We start from the raw sequence: 17344 nt of genomic DNA, 5'->3' as shown, positions 1-17344 counted from the left end.
GGGAAGTTTCTTCCCATGCCGCGCGCCCGCTGCCATGGGGCGCGCGTGAACGAGCCGAGCCACCCTTTCCGCATTCACAATTTCCGCGCCTATTGGGTCAGCCGGCTGGCGATGACTCTGGCGCAATATGCGATGATGCTGATCATCGCCTGGCAGGTCTACAACATCGCCCGTGATGGCGGCTCGTCGGTGGCCGAGGCCTCCGGCCAGCTGGCGCTGATCGGGCTGTTCCAGTTCGTCCCGCTGTTCTTCCTGACGCCGTTCTCCGGGCTCGCCGCCGACCGCTTCGACCGCCGCAATCTCGCGCGGATCACGGTGATGGTGCAGTTCTTCTGCGCCGCCGTGCTGGGCTGGCTGACCTGGCAGCAGACCATCTCGCTCGAATGGCTTTACACGATCGCGGTTGTGATGGGCGTAGTGCGCGCCTTCAGCGGCCCCGCGCTCTCCGCACTCGCGCCCAATCTGGTCCCGCGCACCATCCTCCCCAACGCGATCGCGCTGTCGAGCATCGCCTGGCAGGTCGGGATGATCGCGGGACCGGCGATCGGCGGTTACACCTATGCGATCATTCCGGCGCTGCCCTACGCGATCGCCGCCGCGCTTTTTCTCGTCTCGCTCACCGCGCTCAGCACCATCGGCCATGTCCCGCGCTCGAACAGCGTCGGCACCACGCGCCCGATCGCCCAGATCGTCGACGGATTGCGCTATGTCGGGCGCAACAAGATGGTGCTGGGCGCGATAACGCTCGATCTGTTCGCGGTTTTCCTCGCCGGGGCAACCGCGCTGTTCCCGGTCTATGCGCGCGATATCCTCGAGGTCGGCGAAACCGGGCTGGCGCAACTGGCGATGGCGCCCGCCTGCGGCGCGGTGGTGACCGCGCTGTGGTTCTCGATCTTTCCGCTCAGAACCCACGTCGGCCCCAAGATGCTGTGGTCGGTGGCGGTGTTCGGCGGCGCGACGGTGGTGTTCGGCGTCTCGACCTGGATGCCGCTCAGCCTGGCAATGCTGTTCATCATCGGCGCGGCCGACATGTTCAGCGTTTATATCCGCCAGTCGCTGATCCAGCTGCACACACCGGACGACAAGCGCGGTCGCGTGTCGTCTGTCAGCCTGCTGACGATCAGCGCCTCCAACGAATTCGGCGATTTCTTTTCCGGCTCGCTCGCCTTTATGATCGGCCCGGTCGCTGCGGTCGCCAGCGGCGGGATCGGCGCGATCGTCACGGTGGCGCTGTGGGCCCGGGTGTTCCCTGTTTTGCGCACCACCCGGACCTTCGACCCGCCTGAGGAATTGGTAGAAGAGACACCCGAAGAAAAACTCCAGGAGCGAAACCCATGAAAGCCCCATCCGTCCTCGCCACCATCGGCAACACCCCGCATATCCGCCTCTCCCGGCTGTTCCCCGATCACGAGGTCTGGGTGAAGAGCGAGCGCGGCAATCCGGGCGGCTCGATCAAGGACCGGATTGCGCTGGCGATGGTCGAGGATGCCGAGAAATCGGGCAAATTGCGCCCCGGCGGCACGATCATCGAGCCGACCAGCGGCAACACCGGTATCGGGCTGGCGATGGTCGCCGCGGTCAAGGGCTACAAGCTCGTGCTGGTCATGCCCGAGAGCATGAGCGTCGAGCGTCGCCGGCTGATGCTGGCCTATGGCGCCAGCTTCGATCTCACCGACAAGGCCAAGGGCATGAAGGGCGCGATCGAGCGCGCCGGCGAGCTGGTCTCGCAGACCGAGGGCGCCTGGATGCCGAGCCAGTTCGACAATGAGGCGAACTGGAAGGTCCATGCTCGCACCACGGCGGAGGAAATCCTTGCCGATTTCGCCGATTCGCCGCTCGATGCGATGATCACCGGCGTCGGCACCGGCGGCCATCTGACCGGCTGTGCCGAAGTGCTCAAGGCGAAGTGGCCGGGCATGAAGGCTTATGCAGTCGAACCGGTGGGCTCACCGGTGATCGCCGGCGGACAGCCCGGACCGCACCCGATCCAGGGCATCGGCGCAGGCTTCATTCCCGACAATCTCCACACCCAGTCGATCGACGGCGCGATCGCGGTCGAGCCCGAGGATGCCAAGGAATGGGCGCGCAAATCGGCCAGCGTCGAAGGGCTCCTGGTCGGCATCTCGAGCGGCGCTACGCTGGCGGCAATCGCAGCCAAGCTTCCCGAGCTCGGCGATGGGACGCGGGTGATGGGCTTCAATTACGACACCGGCGAGCGGTATCTGTCGGTCCCGGATTTCCTGCCGGAGAATTGATCTGCGCAGCAGCCGGAATCGCGTTTTCCTCCAGGCAAACCACCCGCTAGCTTCGCTCGCCCATCCTTCAAAACCATTCCGCGTCGGACCTCCCCGAGGAGTTGCGACGCGGATGTGTTTGATCAACCAACCCTGAAATCGGGCGCTTAGGCCGCGGTGGCGAAAGCCTCTTCGTCCAGTGCCATCATGCTGTCGCTGCCCGATTCGATCTTGCGCCGGAAGGCGCCGACATCGGGCAGATAGCGATCCATGAAATAGCGCGCGGTTGCCAGCTTGGCTTCGTAGAACGCGGCGTCGTCCCCGCCCTCGGCCAGCTTCGCCTGCGCGACCTTGGCCATCCGCAGCCACATGAAGCCGAGAGTCACGATCCCCATCATGTGCATATAGTGATGCGCCCCGGCGCCCAGATGATTTGGGTTCTGCATCGCATTGCTCATGAACCACATGGTCGATGCCTGCTGCTCGGCGAGAGCCTTGCCAAGCGGTTCGGCGAGCGGACCGAGCGTCTCGTCGCCCTTGGCCTGTTCCACTTCGTCGCCGATCATCTTGAAGAAGGCCTGGATCGCTGCGCCGCCCTTCTGAGCCAGCTTGCGACCGCACAGGTCCATCGCCTGGATGCCGTTGGTGCCCTCGTAAATCTGCGCGATGCGGGCGTCGCGGACGAACTGCTCCATGCCCCATTCGCGGATATAGCCGTGGCCGCCGAAGACCTGCTGCATATTGGTCGCGACCTCGTAGCCCTTGTCGGTGCCATAGCCCTTGATCACCGGGGTCAGCAGTCCGATGATCAGATCGGCCTGTTCGCGCTCTTCTTCGGTCTCGGCCTTGTGGCTCAGATCGACCTGCAGCGCCCCCCAGAGGCACAATGCGCGCATGCCCTCGGTGAAGGCCTTGGCGTCCATCAGCATGCGGCGGACATCGGGGTGGACGAAGATCGGGTCGGCCTGTGCCTCGGGTTCGGCGGCGCCGGTCAGCGCCCTGCCCTGCCGCCGGTCGAGCGCATAGGCGACCGCGTTTTGATAGGCGGCTTCGGCCTGGCTCAGACCTTGGATGCCGACGCCGAGCCGGGCCGCGTTCATCATGATGAACATTGCGGCGAGACCCTTGTTTTCCTCGCCGACCAGCCAGCCCTTGGCGCCGTCGTAATTGAGCAGGCAGGTCGAATTGCCGTGGATGCCCATCTTCTCCTCGATGGAGCCGCAGACGACGGTGTTGCGCTCGCCGACCGAGCCGTCATCGTTGACGAGGAATTTGGGGACCACGAACAGCGAGATGCCCTTGGTGCTGTCAGGCGCGCCGGGGGTCTTGGCGAGGACAAGGTGGATGATGTTCTCGGTGAGATCGTGCTCGCCGGCGGAGATGAAGATCTTGGTCCCGGTCAGCGCGTAGCTGCCATCGGCCTGCGGTTCGGCCTTGGTGCGGATCATGCCCAGATCGGTGCCGCATTGCGGCTCGGTCAGGTTCATGGTTCCCGACCATTCGCCAGAGATCATCTTGGGCAGATACATGTCCTTCTGCTCCTGCGATCCCTTGGCGATCAGCGCCGAGACCGCGCCATTGGTGAGGCCGGGATACATGCCGAAAGCCTGGTTGGCCGAGGAGATGAACTCCTCGAGCGCGAAGCCGAGTGCGTGCGGCATGCCCTGCCCGCCGAATTCTTCCGGAGCCGAGATCGTGCCCCAGCCCGCTTCGATGAACTGCGCATAGGCCTGCTTGAAGCCCGCGGGCGTGGTGACCGAGCCGTCCTCGTGGCGGGTGCAGCCTTCTTCGTCGCCGATGCGGTTGAGCGGGGCGAGCACTTCGGCGCAGAACTTGCCGCCTTCGCCGATCACGGCATCGCTGACATCGGGGGTGGCCATCTCGAAACCGGGCAGATGCGCAAAACCGGCGAGATCGAGCATCTCGTTGAGAATGAAGCGGGTGTCACGGGTCGGAGCGGTATAGCTGGGCATGGGGGGTGTCCTTGCTGGATGTGGGATTGCGGGAAATTTGGAAGCGGAAGCCTACCTTGGCGGATCGAGCGAATCGATATGGCCGATGAAGTCGGTCAGTTCCTTGATCGAACTGTCGATGTCGGCGCGCTGTTTTTTCAGTTTGGCGACATGCTTGCGGCATTTTTCGACTGTCACGCGGCGCTGTTCGACCCTGCCATCGTCGAGATCGTAGAGATCGATCATCTCGCGGATTTCGGTGAGCGAAAAGCCGACATTCTTGGCGCGCATGATCCAGGCAAGACGCGCCCGGTCGCGCGGCGAATAGATCCGCGAGAGCCCGACACGCGACGGTGCGATCAACCCCTCGTCCTCGTAAAAGCGCAGGGCGCGAGCGGTACAGCCGAATTCCGAAGTCAGATCGGATATCGTGAACTGCTCGCGAGCGAGCTTGTCGGGGCGATCGAGCAAGGCGCCCGACCCGCCGCGGACCGGCTTGTCGTGGGATTGCGCCCGGCTTTGGGGACTGGCTGACGTCATGCCGGATCGGATACCATCCGTTTACGTAAACGTCAACTCGTCACGCGCACCAGCGAGCCATTTTCCAGCAGTCTGTAGAAGCAGCTTCGCGCGCCGGTGTGGCAGGTCGGGCCGGCCGGTCGGCAGCGCAGGACCAGCGCGTCCTGATCGCAATCGACGAGGATTTCCTCAACCGTCAGGACGTTGCCCGAGGACTCGCCCTTCTTCCACAGCCGCCCGCGCGAGCGCGAATGGAAATGCGCCTCGCCGCTCGCCAGCGTCGCATCGAGCGCCTCCTTGTCCATGAAGGCGACCATCAGAACCTTCTCGTCCGATACATCCATCACAACTGTGCAGAGCAACCCGCGATCGTCGAATTTGGGGAGGAAGCGCGTGCCCTGTTCGCGTTCGGCGGTGTCGATGGTCATCGGCAATCCTTGTTGCTGCGCCGCTTTCATTTGTTGCAAGCTCGCAACAACAGCCTCTGAAAACCGGCGATAGCAAATTTGCCGGTTTGAGGAACGGCGGTTTGGTGGAATATTCGCAATGTGGCTCGAAAGGGCCGTCCGCTTGGCGAGGGTGCCGAATAGAGCACCGGGTTCAGGGGGTACAAGGAGCGCTGCCGGCCTTCGTGGCATGGCGCGCACCAAGCGATGAGGGATAGGACCCGGCGTATTCATGGGGGGTGCGCCAGCCCTTAGGGGAAAGGTCCGTTACATTCGTCACGTGGCGCCCGGGACCTTCGCGGTCTCGGGCGTTTCGCTTTCCGGCCGGGGTGCAGGCACCGACATCGCCGGGCTGCGGTCGCCGTCGAGAACCCGGGCGAAGCAGCAGATTACCACGCTCGCCGCGCCCGCCCGCTTGAGCGCCGCGACGCAGGCCTGCGAGGTGGCGCCGCTGGTCAGCACGTCGTCGACCAGGATCACCGACCGACCGCGCACGGCCTTCGCTCGGTGCTTGCTGATCCGGATCGCGCCCGCCAGCGCGCGACGGCGGGCCTTGGCGCCGAGGCCACCCAGCACCGGGGTTCGCTTTGTGCGGACCAGCGCATCGACCATCAGTGTTCCGTGTCCCATCCCGGCGAGGCTGCGGCCCAGCAGGGCCGCCTGGTTGAAGCCGCGATACCACAGCCGCCCGCGGTGCAGCGGGACAGGTACGATCAGGCGATCCGCAGGAGTCGGAAGCCGCGCTGCCATCAGCCGCGCCAGCATCGGGGTGAGTGCGATCCGCCGCCCGTGCTTGAAGGCAAGGACAAGTCGGCGCGAGACATCGTTGTAGAGTGTGGCGGCGGCGATCCCGTCGTGCCTGGGCGCTTCTTTCATGCAGGGCAGGCAGATGGCGCCCTCGTCCAGACCGGAAGAGCCGAAGGGGCGCTGGCAAAGCGCGCAGCTCGGCTCCGAGGGAATTTCCAGCTGTTCCCAGCAGGCGGCGCAGAGGCCCACCTGCTGCGCGATCGCCTCGCCGCAAACCGGGCAGCGCGGCGGGTAGATCAAATCCACTAGCGGGGCGAGCGTCTCGGCGAGGAAGCGGCGCGCGGGGGATTGGGCGGACATGGCGGCGAAGCTGCACCGCTTGCGCGCGGGTGACAAGCGAGGCAGGGGACTGGCCATGTCGAAATCCGCTCCGCCGCGCATATTCTCTCCGGCTCGCCGCAAGGCTACGTGGGAGCGGGCGCGGCTTCGTCAGCGGCGCGAGGGCGCGGCGCGTTTCGTTCTCGAAGACATGGCGGAGGACTTTTCCGAACGGCTCGGCTTCATGCAGCGTGCGCCCGAGCGTGCGCTGTTGATGGGCTCGCTGGTCAGCGATCTGCCTGGCCTGAGCGAGGTGACCCATGCTCCGCCCGGCGCTTTCGACGAGGAGCTGCCCTTCCCCGGCGGTCCCTATAATTTCATCGCCGGTTTCGAGACGCTGGCGACGGTCAACGATCTCCCCGCCGCGCTGCTGCATATGCGGTGTGCGCTGGCCGAGGGCGGGATTGCCATGGCGAGCCTGGTCGGCGCGGGGAGCCTTGCCAATTTGCGCCGCGCCATGATCGCCGCCGAACCCGACCGGCCCGCGCCGCGGATGCATCCGCTGATCGACAACCGCGCGGCGACCGCGTTGCTCGAGCGTGCGGGGTTCCGGCGCTTCGTGGTCGATTCGCGCAGCCTCTCGGTGGCCTATCGCTCGCTCGACCGGCTCGTCGCGGACCTGCGCGATCAGGCGCTGGGCAACCAGTTGGCGCGCCCTGCCTCGCCACTCGGCCGGACGGCTCTTGAGCGCGCCCGCGCGGCGTTTCTCGACCACGCCGACGAACAGGGTCGCGTGGTCGAACGTTTCGAGATACTCACCCTAACCGGTTGGCGCGACTAGCGTAAACTCGCCTGCGCCGCTGCCAGCCGCGCGATCGGCACGCGGTAGGGCGAGGCCGAGACGTAATCCAGGCCCACTTCCTCGCAGAAGCCGATCGAGGCGGGGTCGCCGCCGTGCTCGCCGCAGATCCCGAGCTTGATGTCGGTGCGGGTCGCGCGGCCGCGCTCGACCGCCATCGACACCAGCTCGCCCACGCCCTCGATATCGAGGCTGACGAAGGGGTCGCGCGGGAAGATGCCCTGATCGACATAGGGGCCGAGGAAACGCGCGCTGTCGTCGCGGCTGACCCCGAGCGTGGTCTGGGTGAGATCGTTGGTCCCGAAGCTGAAGAAATCGGCGTGCTCGGCGATCTGCCCCGCCATCAGCGCGGCGCGCGGCAGTTCGATCATCGTGCCCACCAGATAGTCGACCCGGTGGCCGACCTGCGCGAACACTTCCTCCGCCACCCGGTCGACCAGCGTCCGGAGGATTTCGAGCTCGCGCTTGGTGGCGACCAGCGGGATCATGATCTCGGGCAACGGCGCCTCGCCGCTCTCCTTCGCGACCTCGCAGGCTGCCTCGAAGATGGCGCGCGCCTGCATCTCGTAGATCTCGGGATAGGTGATCCCCAGCCGGCAGCCGCGATGGCCCAGCATGGGGTTGAATTCGTGCAGCTCGGCGGCGCGGCGGCGCAGGTGATCGACCCCGAGCCCGGTGGCGTCGGCCAGTTCGACGAATTCGGATTCCTCGTTGGGAAGGAATTCGTGCAGCGGCGGGTCGAGCAGGCGGATGGTGCACGGCAGCCCGACCATCACCGTGAAGATCGCGCGGAAATCGGCGCGCTGCTCGGGCAGCAGCTTTGCCAGCGCGGCGCGTCGGCCATTCTCGTCTTCGGCGAGTATCATCTGGCGCACCGCGCTGATCCGGCCGGCGTCGAAGAACATGTGCTCGGTGCGGCACAGACCGATGCCCTCGGCGCCGAACTGGCGCGCCATCTTGCAGTCCTGCTCGGTCTCGGCATTGGTGCGCACGCGCATCCGGCGGTGCTCGTCGGCCCATTCCATCATCACGCCGAAATCGCCCGCGAGCTCGGGTTCGATGGTCGCGACCTCGCCCGCCATGACCTGGCCGTTGCTGCCGTCGAGGGTGATGACATCGCCCTCTTTCAATTCGCGGTCGCCGATCCGCAAAGTGCGGCCTTCGCGGGCGATCGAGACTTGCGAGGCGCCCGAGACGCAGGGGCGTCCCATCCCGCGCGCCACCACCGCGGCGTGGCTGGTCATCCCGCCACGCGCGGTGAGGATGCCGGTGGCGGCGTGCATGCCGTGGATATCCTCGGGGCTGGTCTCGACCCGAACGAGGATCACCTTCTCGCCGCGCTGCGACCAGCTCTCGGCGGTCTCGGCGTCGAGCACGATCTTGCCCGAGGCGGCGCCCGGCGAGGCGGGCAGGCCGGTGGTCATCACATCGCGATGCGCCTTGGGGTCGAGCGTGGGGTGGAGCAGCTGGTCGAGCGCCATGGGATCGACGCGCAGGATCGCCTGCCGCTGGTCGATCAGCCCCTCGCCGACCATGTCGACCGCAATCTTGAGCGCGGCCTTGGCGGTGCGCTTGCCGCTGCGGGTCTGGAGCAGCCACAGCTTGCCCTGCTGCACGGTGAACTCGATATCCTGCATGTCGGCGTAGTGCCGTTCGAGCAGGTCGAAGAGGCGGGCGAGCTCGGCGAAGGCGTCGGGCATCGCCTCTTCCATGCTCGGCTTGTCGGCCCCCGCTGACACGCGCCGCGCCTTTGTGAGATACTGCGGAGTGCGGATGCCCGCGACCACGTCCTCGCCCTGCGCGTTGACCAGCCATTCCCCGTAATAGGCCTTCTCGCCGGTCGAGGGATCGCGGGTGAAGGCGACGCCGGTGGCGCTGGTGTCACCCATATTGCCGAACACCATCGCCTGGACGTTGACCGCGGTGCCCATGTCGTGGGGGATGTCGTTGAGGCGGCGGTAGATTTTCGCGCGGTCGGTGTCCCAGCTGTCGAACACCGCGGCGATCGCGCCCCAGAGTTGCGCGTGCGCGTCCTGCGGGAAGGGTTCGCCCAGCTCGCTCTCGACGATCGCCATGTATTCGCCCACCAGCGCGCGCCAGTGCTCGGCCTCGAGCTCGGTATCCGAATAGAAGCCCGCGTTTTCCTTGGCGATCTCGAGCGCTTCCTCGAACAACCCGTGATCGACCCCGAGCACGACATCGGAATACATCTGGACGAAGCGCCGGTAGCTGTCCCAGGCGAAGCGCGCGTCGCCGCTGGTGCGCGCTAGACCCTCGACGGTCTGGTCGTTGAGCCCGAGATTGAGCACGGTATCCATCATGCCCGGCATCGAGACCGCGGCACCCGAGCGGACCGAGACCAGCAGCGGGTCCTCGGTGTCGCCGAGCGTCTTGCCCACGGTCCGCTCGACATGGCGCAGCGCCTCGGCGACCTGATCGCGCAAGGCTTGCGGGAAGTCGGCGCCGCCGGCGAGATAGGTCAGGCATTCCTCGGTGGCGATGGTGAAGCCCGGCGGGACAGGCAGGCCGATGCTGGCCATTACCGCGAGGTTCGCGCCCTTGCCGCCGACGACAGTCTTGTCCTGCTGGCGCGGATCGGAATGGGTGGCGTCGCCGCCGAAGGGGAAGACCGATTGCGACATGTGAACTCCTGTCGGGGTAACGCTTGGTGGGTGACACTGGGTGACGGTGGTGTCACCCTGAGCCAATTTAGCAAACCCTTTTATTTCAGGGCTTTAGAGCGATTTTACGTCCCCAGGGTGACAGATTGGGGGTAAGGGGGGCAAGGCGGGGTGCAAGGGATCACCCCTCGATCCGTGAGAAATCGGCGACGGTGTGGACGGCGGCGCGGAAGCGCGCGAGCAGGTCGAGCCGCGCGGCGCGCTTGCTCTTGTCCTCGTCATTGACGGTCACCTCCTCGAAAAACCGGTCGATCGGCGCGCGCAGGCTCGCGAGCGCGGCCATGGCGGATGCGAATTCCTCCGCCGCAACCGCCAAAGCCGCAGCGGGCTCGGCAGCGGCGAGCGCCTGGATCAGCGCATCTTCCGCCGGTTCGGGAGTGTAGGAAAGTGTTTTCGCGTGCCGCTCGGCCATCTTGGCGTCGATCACCGCTTTCATGTCGGGATCGTCCACCAGCGCCAGCGGGTCCTCCTCGCCGGTGCGCGCGATCTCGCCCTCGACGCCGTGCCAGTCTTCCTTCTTGAGGATGTTGGAGGCGCGTTTGTAGGCGGCGAGCAGATTGGCGCCGTCGTCGGTTTCCATGAAGGACTGCAGCGCCTTTACGCGGGCGAGCAGACGGACCAGATCGTCCTCGCCGCCCAGCGCGAACACCGCGTCGATCAGGTCGTGACGGACGCCGGCTTCGCGCTGCTGGACCTTGAGCCGGTCGGCGAAGAAGATTGGCAACTCGTCGACAACGCGAAGTAACCCTTCAAACATATAGACCTGCGAATGGTCCACAAATTCGCGATTTTTCGACTTGCCCATAAAATCATTCAAAAATCCGCGAACTGATGATGAGCTAAGCGTCTTTTCCCACTTTTGCAGAAACTCAAACATCGGCGGACGACTGAGCGATTGAACGGGGAAAAGAAGCCCTCTGCAAGCCTGTGCGAAAATTAGTTCTAAAATGCTGAAGCGAATGTTGTGGCGCACAATCAAGGCGAGGACGGCAATTGCCGCACGGCGAAGAGCGAAGGGATCTTTGGACCCAGTGGGCATCTCATTGATGAAGAAAAAGGCCGCAAGAGTATCCAGCTTGTCCGCCAAGCTCACCGCCACCGTTACCGGTACCGTTGGCACATCGTCGCCCTGCCCGACCGGCTTGTAATGGTCGCGGATCGCGTCGGCGATCGCATCGGGCAGGCCCTCGGCGCGGGCGTAATAGCCGCCCATCAGGCCCTGCAATTCGGGGAATTCGCCGACCATCTCGGTGACCAGATCGGCCTTGGCGAGGCGCGCGGCCTGTTCGGCCATGTCGGGATCGGCATCCTCGACGATGCCTTCTTCGACCAGCCAGCGCGCCAGCTTCGCCACGCGCTCGACCTTGTCGGCAACGCTGCCCAGCTTCTCGTGGAAGGTGATCCGCTCCAGCCCCGTGGCGTGCTGCGCCAGCGTCTTCTTGCGATCGACATCCCAGAAGAACCGCGCATCGGACAGCCGCGCGGCGAGGACCTTGCGGTTGCCATCGACGATCGCCGCGCCGCCGTCGCTGCCCTCGATGTTGGCGGTGCAGATGAAGGCGTTGGCGAGCTTGCCCTCGCTGTCTTCGCAGACGAAATACTTCTGGTTCACCCGCGCGGTGAGCTGAATCACCTCGGGCGGGACGCTCAGGAAATCCTCCTCGAAGCGGCCGAGCAGCGGGACCGGCCATTCGGTGAGGCCGGCGTTCTCGATCACCAGCCCTTCGTCCTCGACCAGTTTGAGCCCGGCCTCGGCGGCGACCTGTGCGGCGCCCTTGCGGATCAGCCCGGCGCGTTGCTCGTGATCGACGATCACATGGCCCACGCGCAGTTTCATCGCGTAGTCGGCGGCATTGCCGATCGTGATGTCGCCCGAGTGATGGAAGCGGTGGCCCAGCGTAACCGCGCCGCTGGTGACGCCGTGAACCTCGCATTCGACCACATCGTCGCCCAGCAGCGCGACCACGCCCGAGAGCGGGCGCACCCAGCGCAGGGATTCGGTGCCGATCGAGGCATCGCCCCAGCGCATCGACTTGGGCCAGCTGAAATCGCGGATGATCGCGGGGATCGCCTGGGCGAGCAGGTCGGCGGTGGCGCGGCCCGGCTTCTCGATCACCGCGAAATAGGTCGCGCGGCCCTTCACGTCGCGCACTTCGAGCTGGTTGCGGGTGACGCCGTTCTTGCGGCAGAAGCCTTCCACCGCCTGATCGGGTGCGCCCTCGGGCGGCCCCTTCGCTTCCTCGCTCACCGCCTGCGTAGAGTCGGGCAGGCCGCGCGCGATCAGCGCGAGACGGCGCGGCGTCGACCAGACGGTCAGTTCGCCCGCCCCGATACCGGCAGCGTCCATCTCGCGGCGGAACAGCTTCTCCAGTTCGGCTCGCGCGCCCTTCTGCATCCGCGCGGGGATTTCCTCGGAGCGCAGTTCGAGCAGGAAGTCGCTCACAGGCTCCACTCCGGGTAATCTTGCGCCCATTGCGGGGCCATCGCCTCGGCGTAGTTCTCGCAGGCGCCGCGCGCCAGATCGCGGACCCGGCCCATGTAGCTGGCGCGTTCCTGCACGCTGATCACGCCGCGCGCCTGGAGCAGGTTGAAGATGTGGCTGGCCTCGACCGCCTGTTCATAGGCAGCGATGGGGACATCGGCGGCGAGCGCGTTGCGGCATTCCGCCTCGGCCTTGTTGAACAGGTCGAACAGCGCATCGGTGTCGGCGACCTCGAAATTCCATTTCGACATCTGCTTCTCGTTCTCGAGGAAGACATCGCCGTAACTCGTGCCGCGACCGTTGAAATCGAGGTCGTAGACGCTGTCGACGCCCTGAATGTACATCGCGAGGCGTTCGAGCCCGTAGGTCAGTTCGCCCGCCACCGGCTTGCAGTCGAACCCGCCCATCTGCTGGAAATAGGTGAACTGCGTCACCTCCATCCCGTCGCACCAGACCTCCCAGCCCAGCCCCCAGGCGCCCAGCGTGGGTGATTCCCAATCGTCTTCCACGAAGCGGATATCGTGCTTGAGCGGATCGATCCCGATCACGCGCAGGCTCTCCAGATAGAGGTCCTGGATGTCGGGCGGGCTGGGTTTGAGGATCACCTGATACTGGTAGTAATGCTGCAGCCGGTTGGGGTTCTCGCCATAGCGGCCGTCGGTGGGGCGGCGGCAGGGCTGGACGAAGGCGGCGTTCCACGGCTCGGGGCCGAGCGCGCGCAGCGTGGTGGCGGTGTGGAAGGTGCCCGCGCCCATCCGCATGTCGTAGGGCTGGAGGATCAGGCACCCCTGCGCCGCCCAGAAATCGTGCAGGCTGAGGATCATGTCCTGGAAAGATCGGCGAGGATTGCGGTCCATGGCGGCGGGCTTTGGCTCATGCCCTCCGGAGCGTCAATGCCGTGTGGTGCGCAGGGCCGGCGATGACAGGTTGTGGCGACACGATGTCAGGTTCTATTGACATGGTCAGCGAATCGCGACATATAGTAAGGACAACCTGACAGAGAGATATGTAGACATGACACACGAGCTCCGGACGCGACTGTATTTGGTCGCCGCTCACATCGGCGGGATCGCCACCGTCCTGCTAGCCGTAAGCCTGAGCCTAGCCCTGCCCGATTTCGTCCGCGGGGTATCGATTGGAATGTTGCTGGTCAGTCTGTTGATGCTACTTCATCGTAAGTTGCGCGACGAATACATGGAGGGTCTCTGGAACGCGGGCACCTCGTTCGCTTTCGTCGTGACCGTTGCGTGGTTCCTGTTCAGCCTTTTCGTGTTGGGATCATTCACCGATCCGACCGGTCTCGCCCCGGCATTGAACCCCTATGAGGCGGGCCTGGTCTGTACGATAGCCGCGTTTTTCATTGGGTTTCATATCCGCTGGTTGCGAGGCCGATCGTGAAAAACCGCCTCCGCGTCTTGCGCGCGATGCGCGAGTGGAGCCAGGCCGAGCTGGCCGGGCGGCTCGATGTCTCGCGCCAGGCGGTCAACGCCATCGAGACCGGCAAGCACGATCCCTCGCTCGGTCTCGCTTTCAAGATCGCCCGGCTGTTCGAAATGCCGGTCGAGCAGATTTTTGAAGATGGCCCCGAATATGGCCCCGAACACGGCGGCGAGTGAGCACTCCTCACCGATTTCGCACCTGACCTTAACCACCCTGCACTATAGAGAGAGCCAGATCATGACCCAGACCAGAACCCGTTTCGCCGCCGCGCTCACCGCCGGCACCCTGCTTGTGACCCTGCAGGCCTGCACCACCGTCGGCGAAGATACCGCCACCTTGGCCGCAACCGCGCCCGCCGCGGCGGCTGCCCCCTCGGGCCCCGCGCTGTGGAAGGTCTCCGACGACGATACCACCATCTATTTGTTCGGCACCGTCCATGCGCTGCCCGAGGATATCGACTGGTTCCGCGGCCCGATCGCCACCGCGTTGGGTTCGTCGGGCACGCTGGTCACCGAGATCCCGACCGGCTTCGAACAGGATCCGGCGACCCAGCAGACGATCATCGGGATGGCCCTGCTGCCCGAGGGCGAGAGCATGCGCGACCAGCTCGATGCCGAACAGCGCGCCAGCTACGAGGCGGCGATGAACTCGCTGGAGCTGCCAGTGGGTGCGTTCGATCGCTTCGAGCCGTGGTTCGCCGGGATCAATCTTGCGGTGCTGCCACTGCTCAAGGCGGGTTATGCCGCCGAAAGCGGGGTCGAGAAGGTGATCGAGGAGCGCGCGCCTGCCGGGGCGACCCGAGACGCGGTCGAGACGGTCGAGTTCCAGCTCGGCATGCTCGACGGGCTGCCGCTGCAGTCGCAGATCGAATTCCTCGTCGCCACCACCGATTCGATCGACGAGATCGTGCCGACGATGAACCAGCTGCTGAGCGAGTGGGTCGAGGGCGACACCGAGCAGCTGGGCGAACTGATGAACGCCAATCTCGCCGATCCGGTGCTGGCCGAAGCGCTGCTCTACAGCCGCAACCGCAATTGGGCGGCGTGGATCGACGAGCGGCTCGACACGCCCGGTACGGTGTTCATGGCGGTTGGCGCGGGCCATCTTGCCGGCACCAACACCGTTCAGGATTATCTCGAAGAGCGCGGCTTTACCGTGACGCGGGTCCAGTGAACCTGCGCCCAAACATTTTAGCGCTCCTCTCGGCGCTGCTCGGCGTTCTCATGCTGGCGGGCTGCACCGACCAGCCCGCCGAGCAGGCGCCGGAGCCCGAGGGCTATCCGCTGCTGTGGGAACTCGCCAATGCCGAAGGGGAGGTCGAGGGCTGGTTGTTCGGCACCATCCACGCCCTCCCCGACGGGGTCGAGTGGCGCTCGCCGGTGCTCGACGAGGCGGTGGCCGCGGCCGATGTGCTGGCGGTCGAGGTCGCCTCGCTCGACGACGGGGTGGCGCTGGGCGAACTGTTCACCCGCCTCGCCTTCGATGATCCGCCCGGCCCGCTGGCGTCGCGGGTCGATCCGGCGCTGGCCGACCAGTACCAGGCGCTGCTGACCCGGGCCAAGGTCCGGCGCAGCCATTTCGACGCGATGGAGACCTGGGCCGCCGCGCTGACGCTGGCGCAGGTGGCGCAGCAGGCCAAGTCCGAGAACGGCGTCGACCGCGCATTGATCCGCGACTTCAAGGGCCGCGAGATCATCGAGTTCGAGGGCGCCGAGACGCAATTGCGGATATTCGACGAGCTGCCCGAGAAGGAGCAGCGCGACCTGCTCAACGCGGTGATCGGCGAGACCGAGGATTACGAGCAGGACATCGGCCGGCTCGCGCGGATGTGGCAGGCCGGCGATGAGGAGCAGCTGAGCGAGCTCACCGGCGAAGGCATCCTCGCCGATCCCGAGCTCTACGAAGCGCTGCTCGCGGGGCGCAACCGCGCCTGGGCGGCGCAGCTGGAAAACCTGCTGTCGGCCAGCGCGAAGCCCTTCGTGGCGGTAGGCGCGGCCCACATGTTCGGCGAGGACGGCCTGCCCGCGCTGATGGTAGCGCGCGGCTACACCGTCCGTCGCATCCAGTAGCCCGGTCACGCACGGGCAGGCTCACCCCCACCGCCACCCGCACCGGCCTTGCCTTTTCGCCGCCACCTGCTAATGGCGCGCAGTCCGGCGTCATGGTCATCCCTGGAGGCGTGGCGGACCGGACGACAACCACAAAGCAATTCGAAAGGTAAGTACTCATGAGCGATGCTCTGACCCTACCGGCCGAGACGCGCGAACGGGCTGGCAAGGGAGCCTCCCGTGCACTGCGTCGCGATGGCCGTGTCCCCGCCGTGATCTATGGCGGCAAGGAAGAACCCGTGATGGTCCACATCGAGGAGAAGGAACTGGTCCGTCAGCTGATGACCGGTCACTTCATGAACTCGATCGTCGAGATCGAACTCGATGGCAAGAAGATGCGCACCCTCCCCAAGGATGTCGCGCTCGACCCCGTCAAGGACCGTCCGATCCACGCCGATTTCCTGCGCATGGTCAAGGGTGGCAAGATCGAAGTCGAAGTCCCCGTGGTCTTCATCAACGAGGAAGCATCGCCGGGTCTCAAGAAGGGCGGCGTGCTCAACGTGGTCCGTCACGAGCTCGAGCTGGTCTGCGACAATGATCGCATCCCGAGCGAGATCGTGATCGACGTCACCGGCAAGGAAGTCGGCGATGCGATCCACATCAGCGAAGTCACGCTTCCCGAAGGCAGCGCAAGCGCCATCACCGATCGCGATTTCACCATCGCGACCCTGGTTGCCCCGTCCGCGCTCAAGCGCGCCGAGGGTGAAGGCAGCGACGACGAGCAGACCGGCGAAGGCATGGAGCCGGGCGAAACCGCCGCGACCGAACAGGGTCCCGACGCCGACGCCGCTCAGGAGCAGGAAGACAAGAGCGGCGAATAAGCCCTCTTTTCCGAACCGACACCAAGGCACCGGGCTTCGCGAGAAGTCCGGTGTTTTGCTGTGTGCGCTTCGCCTGGCGCAACGCCCGTGCGGGGGTGACGAAGCAGCAGGCGTCGATTAAGCGCTCGGCATGCAAATCTGGACAGGCCTCGGAAATCCCGGACCCAAATACACCATGCAGCGGCACAATGTCGGCTTCATGGCCTGCGATGTCATCGCCGACATGCATGATTTCGGCCCGGTGCAGAAGAAATTCAGCGGCTGGGTCCAGGAAGGCCGCATCGGCGGCGAGAAGGTCATGCTGCTCAAGCCCGCCACCTTCATGAACGAAAGCGGCCGCGCGGTGGGCGAGGCGTTGCGCTTCTACAAGCTGGGCACCGAGGCGCTGACCGTGTTTCATGACGAGCTCGATCTCGCGCCCTTCAAAATCAAGGTGAAGCAGGGCGGCGGCCACGCCGGGCACAATGGGTTGCGGAGCATCGACCAGCACTGCGGGCCCGAATTTCGCCGGGTGCGGATCGGGATCGGCCATCCGGGCCACAAGGACCGCGTCACCGGCTACGTGCTGGGCGATTACGCCAAGGCGGAGCACGACGACCTCGTTGCCATGCTTGGCGCGATGGGGGCGGAGGCCGAATGGCTCTCACAGGGCGACGAGGTCCGCTTCATGAACAACGTCGCGCTTCGGATGCAGGAAATCTGAGACTCGCAAAATCCTGTGCTAGGCTCCTCCCGAC

At 65.5% G+C, this 17344-nt stretch carries 16 protein-coding genes; 9 read left to right on the top strand and 7 right to left on the bottom strand.

The window, feature by feature from the left end; translation table 11 throughout:
• Positions 1 to 111 precede the first annotated feature (111 nt).
• Together ACWIKC_RS06675 and cysK are read left to right on the top strand one after the other, a co-directional pair.
• Positions 112 to 1338 (top strand): MFS transporter, encoded by a 1227-nt coding sequence (locus tag ACWIKC_RS06675; protein ID WP_454599456.1) that lies wholly within the window; start codon positions 112 to 114, stop codon positions 1336 to 1338.
• Positions 1335 to 2255 (top strand): cysteine synthase A, encoded by a 921-nt coding sequence (gene cysK, locus ACWIKC_RS06670; RefSeq protein ID WP_454599329.1) that lies wholly within the window; start codon positions 1335 to 1337, stop codon positions 2253 to 2255. The genes ACWIKC_RS06675 and cysK overlap by 4 nt, the downstream gene beginning before the upstream one ends.
• A 146-nt stretch (positions 2256 to 2401) precedes the next feature.
• Here cysK and ACWIKC_RS06665 read toward each other — a convergent pair whose 3' ends face one another.
• The 4 genes from ACWIKC_RS06665 to ACWIKC_RS06650 form a co-directional block, all read right to left on the bottom strand.
• The gene (locus ACWIKC_RS06665; RefSeq protein WP_454599328.1) at positions 2402 to 4207 is read right to left on the bottom strand and encodes an acyl-CoA dehydrogenase C-terminal domain-containing protein; all 1806 of its coding nucleotides are present in this window, start codon (positions 4205 to 4207) and stop codon (positions 2402 to 2404) included.
• A gap of 51 nt (positions 4208 to 4258) precedes the next feature.
• Positions 4259 to 4726 (bottom strand): MerR family transcriptional regulator, encoded by a 468-nt coding sequence (locus ACWIKC_RS06660; RefSeq protein ID WP_454599327.1) that lies wholly within the window; start codon positions 4724 to 4726, stop codon positions 4259 to 4261.
• A 32-nt stretch (positions 4727 to 4758) separates the two neighbouring features.
• Positions 4759 to 5133 (bottom strand): phosphoribosyl-AMP cyclohydrolase, encoded by a 375-nt coding sequence (gene hisI, locus ACWIKC_RS06655; protein WP_454599326.1) that lies wholly within the window; start codon positions 5131 to 5133, stop codon positions 4759 to 4761.
• 294 nt (positions 5134 to 5427) lie between these two features.
• Positions 5428 to 6258: a double zinc ribbon domain-containing protein gene (locus tag ACWIKC_RS06650; RefSeq protein WP_454599325.1), complete on the bottom strand. Its 831-nt coding sequence runs from the start codon at positions 6256 to 6258 to the stop codon at positions 5428 to 5430.
• Positions 6259 to 6313: 55 nt separating this feature from the next.
• Between ACWIKC_RS06650 and ACWIKC_RS06645 the strand changes: the two genes are divergently transcribed.
• Positions 6314 to 7057: a methyltransferase domain-containing protein gene (locus tag ACWIKC_RS06645; protein WP_454599324.1), complete on the top strand. Its 744-nt coding sequence runs from the start codon at positions 6314 to 6316 to the stop codon at positions 7055 to 7057.
• On the opposite strand, the gene ppdK is transcribed toward ACWIKC_RS06645, so the two are convergent.
• The 3 genes from ppdK to ACWIKC_RS06630 form a co-directional block, all read right to left on the bottom strand.
• Positions 7054 to 9717 (bottom strand): pyruvate, phosphate dikinase, encoded by a 2664-nt coding sequence (gene ppdK / locus ACWIKC_RS06640; RefSeq protein WP_454599323.1) that lies wholly within the window; start codon positions 9715 to 9717, stop codon positions 7054 to 7056. The genes ACWIKC_RS06645 and ppdK overlap by 4 nt on opposite strands.
• A 160-nt stretch (positions 9718 to 9877) precedes the next feature.
• Entirely contained in the window at positions 9878 to 12199 is a 2322-nt protein-coding gene (gene glyS / locus ACWIKC_RS06635) for a glycine--tRNA ligase subunit beta (RefSeq protein WP_454599322.1), read from the bottom strand.
• Positions 12196 to 13095 (bottom strand): glycine--tRNA ligase subunit alpha, encoded by a 900-nt coding sequence (locus ACWIKC_RS06630; protein WP_454599321.1) that lies wholly within the window; start codon positions 13093 to 13095, stop codon positions 12196 to 12198. The genes glyS and ACWIKC_RS06630 overlap by 4 nt, the downstream gene beginning before the upstream one ends.
• A 157-nt stretch (positions 13096 to 13252) precedes the next feature.
• On the opposite strand from ACWIKC_RS06630, the gene ACWIKC_RS06625 reads away from it, so the two are divergent.
• From ACWIKC_RS06625 to pth, 6 genes are all read left to right on the top strand, one after another.
• Positions 13253 to 13636 carry a hypothetical protein gene (locus tag ACWIKC_RS06625; RefSeq protein ID WP_454599320.1) on the top strand — a complete coding sequence of 128 codons (384 nt, stop codon included), beginning with the start codon at positions 13253 to 13255 and terminating at the stop codon, positions 13634 to 13636.
• Entirely contained in the window at positions 13633 to 13854 is a 222-nt protein-coding gene (locus ACWIKC_RS06620) for a helix-turn-helix transcriptional regulator (protein ID WP_454599319.1), read from the top strand. Before ACWIKC_RS06625 ends, ACWIKC_RS06620 begins: the two co-directional genes overlap by 4 nt.
• A 61-nt stretch (positions 13855 to 13915) precedes the next feature.
• Entirely contained in the window at positions 13916 to 14851 is a 936-nt protein-coding gene (locus ACWIKC_RS06615; RefSeq protein WP_454599318.1) for a TraB/GumN family protein, read from the top strand.
• Positions 14848 to 15747 (top strand): TraB/GumN family protein, encoded by a 900-nt coding sequence (locus tag ACWIKC_RS06610; RefSeq protein ID WP_454599317.1) that lies wholly within the window; start codon positions 14848 to 14850, stop codon positions 15745 to 15747. Before ACWIKC_RS06615 ends, ACWIKC_RS06610 begins: the two co-directional genes overlap by 4 nt.
• Positions 15748 to 15905: 158 nt before the next feature.
• Positions 15906 to 16607, top strand: coding sequence for a 50S ribosomal protein L25/general stress protein Ctc (locus ACWIKC_RS06605; protein WP_454599316.1), 702 nt, complete (start codon positions 15906 to 15908; stop codon positions 16605 to 16607).
• 130 nt (positions 16608 to 16737) lie between these two features.
• A complete protein-coding gene (gene pth / locus ACWIKC_RS06600; RefSeq protein ID WP_454599315.1) occupies positions 16738 to 17310 on the top strand; it encodes an aminoacyl-tRNA hydrolase in 573 nt (190 codons plus the stop codon).
• Positions 17311 to 17344: the final 34 nt, after the last annotated feature.

This window comes from Qipengyuania sp. SM2507, from assembly GCF_053714505.1.
The sequence above is the reverse complement of the archived record's forward strand: the minus strand, read 5'-3'. Positions and strand labels throughout refer to the sequence as shown.